General features: G+C 65.6%; 3 protein-coding genes. 2 read left to right on the forward strand and 1 reads right to left on the reverse strand.

Features of this window, described 5'->3' with window-relative positions:
* On the reverse strand, positions 1-1851 hold a 1851-nt coding region (locus HUK82_RS15660; protein ID WP_176614827.1), incomplete at its 3' end, for a proline dehydrogenase family protein.
* Between the two features lie 82 nt (positions 1852-1933).
* Here HUK82_RS15660 and HUK82_RS15665 point away from each other — a divergent pair.
* Positions 1934-2434, forward strand: coding sequence for an Lrp/AsnC ligand binding domain-containing protein (locus HUK82_RS15665; RefSeq protein ID WP_256127054.1), 501 nt, complete (start codon positions 1934-1936; stop codon positions 2432-2434).
* A gap of 124 nt (positions 2435-2558) precedes the next feature.
* On the forward strand, positions 2559-2814 hold a 256-nt coding region (locus HUK82_RS15670; RefSeq protein WP_218061616.1), incomplete at its 3' end, for an aldehyde dehydrogenase family protein.

Raw genomic sequence — 2814 nt, forward strand, 5'->3', positions numbered from 1 at the left:
CGCCCACAGCGGTGCCGCGACGTCGCCGCGCGTGATGGCACGCGCCACCGCGCCCTCATCCGCGTCAACGGTACTGCCCACCACGTCGGTGTGGTCGGCGGGATTGAGCACGCGGCGCGACGCACCGTCCGGTTCGCCATCCGACACGACGTCCTGCCGCGCGACGAACGCCATGGAAAAACGTGTTTCCAGATCGGCGAGAACACGCTCGTCCGCGATATTCAGCCCGCGCGCGTTGGCGCGGCCATCGCCAAACAGGTCGCGCGGCAGGACGATCGAGGGATGCCGGGCACCGGGCACCGGTTCGGCGCGCACCAGCGCCACGGGGTCGGCCACAAGGTCATCGACCGGTACGGACGGATCCTGAATCCGGTTGACGAAAGACGAGTTCGCCCCGTTTTCCAACAGGCGCCGCACCAGATAGGCCAGCAGCGTTTCATGCGTGCCGACCGGCGCATAAATCCGGCATGGACGATCCAGCCTGTCCGCGCCCACGACCTCATCATACAGTGTTTCCCCCATGCCGTGCAGGCACTGGAATTCATAGTCTCCGACACAGAAGTTCGCACCCGCGAGTGCATGGATCGCCGCTAGGCTGGCCGCGTTATGCGTCGCGAACTGCGGGAACAGGGCGTCACGCGCTCCCAACATGGTGTTCGCGCACGCCAGATAGGCGACATCGGTGTGCGCCTTGCGGGTATAGACCGGATAGTCAGCCACACCCTCCACCTGTGCACGCTTGATTTCGCTGTCCCAATAAGCGCCTTTGACAAGGCGCACCATGATTCGTCGCGACGTGCGCCGCGCGAGCGCGATCAGCCAGTCGAGAACCGCCGGCGCACGTTTCTGGTAAGCCTGCACCACAAGCCCCAGCCCGTCCCACCCCGAAAGGTCGGACAGCTCGCACAAAGCCTCGACTATATCGAGCGAGAGATCGAGTCGCTCGCTCTCTTCGGCGTCGATGTTCAGCCCGATAGCGTAGCCGCGCGCCAGCCGCGCCAGTTCGGCCACGCGCGGCAACAACTCGGTCATCACCCGCCCGTGTTGCGCGCGGACATAGCGCGGATGAAGGGCCGATAATTTGATGGATATACCAGGACCGTTGTAGATACCCCGTCCGGAGGCGGCCTTGCCGATCGCATGGATCGCCGTTTCGTAATCACGAAAATAACGCGCTGCATCGTCGGCCGTCGCCGCTGCTTCGCCCAGCATGTCATAGGAATAGCGAAAGCCCCGTGCCTCCAGCGCCCGGCTGTTGCGCAACGCCTCGGCAATCGTCTGACCGGTGACGAACTGCTCGCCCAGGATGCGCATCGCCACGTCGACGCCGCCCCGGATCAAGGGTTCGCCGCCACGGGCGATCAGGCGGTTCAGCGCGCCCGCCAAACCCGCCTGATCGATCGTGCCGAGTACGCGGCCGGACACGACCAGCCCCCAGGTCGCCGCATTGACGAACAGCGACGCCCCCCGACCCAGATGCGCGCGCCAGTCCCCACGGCCGATCTTGTCGCGGATCAGTGCATCGCGCGTGGCTCGATCGGGGATGCGCAGGAGTGCCTCGGCCAGGCACATCAGCGCCACGCCCTCCTCCGACGACAGGTCATATTCCCGCACCAACCCTTGCACCGCGCCGCGCACGCCCTTGCGTCGCATGGCCTCGACCAGTTGCACGGCGCACGCCCGCGCCTGCACGGCCAGCGGCGCGGGCAGTTCCGCGCGGGCCAGCAAAGGCTGCACGGCGAGGGGCTCCGGCACGTCATACATCGCCGTGATCACCGCGCGACCGGGCGTGGAGCGTGCGGGCAAAGGCCCGAGAAAAGCGGAGAACGGGGTGGGTGGAACGGTGACCATCGGCGGCTTTTCTGCTGGGCTTCGTCCTTCTCCGTAACGAAACGCGCGTCATTGATGTGATGGTATTGGCGGGTATGTTAAGATGACTCTTCGGATCAACCGTCACGTCACGGAACAATCAACGGCCATGATCGACGACATAGATCGCAAGATACTGAAAATACTTCAGAAAGACGGGCGCATCACGAATGTCGATCTGGCGCGGCGCATCAATCTCAGCGCCGCCGCGACGTACGAGCGTGTCCGGCGCCTCCAGGCCGACGGCGTGATCGACGGGTACGCGGCGCGCCTCAACCCCGAAAAGCTCAACCGTGCTCTGCTGATTTTCGTCCAGATCACACTCGAACACACAAACGAACAGGTGCTGGAGGAGTTCGCACGGCTGGTGCGCACGATCCCCGATATCCTGGAATGCCACATGGTCGCGGGCGGATTTGACTATCTGATCAAGACACGTGTCCGGGACATGGCGGCCTATCGCATCTTTCTCGGCCGCACGCTCTCGCGTCTGCCCGGAATTCGCCAGACACACACCTACTCCGTGATCGAGGAGGTCAAGACCGGCACCGACCTGCCGCTCTGAGCCATGGGCCGGGGTTCACGCGCGACCGGCGATCCGATAGACTGCAGCTTCTTGCCGAACCGAAAGGATCCGCGCGGCCCCCACCCCGGTCGACGACGGCCTTCCCTGCCCGAGGATTCCGAACATGCCCGATTATCCCGACACATTGCTGCTGATCGACGGTGCGTGGGTGCCCGCGGCCAGCGGCGCGCGTGACGATGTCGTCAACCCGGCGACCGGGCAGGTGATCGGCACCGTCGCCCACGCCGGGCCAGCCGATTTCGACCGCGCGGTGGAGGCCGCCGTCCGGGGCTTCGCACGCTGGAGCGCGATGTCGGCCTTCGATCGCTCCCGCATCCTGCGCCGCGCGGCCGACCTTCTGCGCGCGCGCGCGGACAGCA

The organism is Ameyamaea chiangmaiensis (assembly GCF_013376175.1).
GTDB classification, from domain to species: Bacteria; Pseudomonadota; Alphaproteobacteria; order Acetobacterales; family Acetobacteraceae; genus Ameyamaea; species Ameyamaea chiangmaiensis.

What these genes read in the sequence shown, in the direction of transcription:
- HUK82_RS15665 (WP_256127054.1), top strand. Translation starts at nt 1,934, where the DNA reads ATGACTCTTCGGATCAACCGTCACGTCACGGAACAATCAACGGCCATG.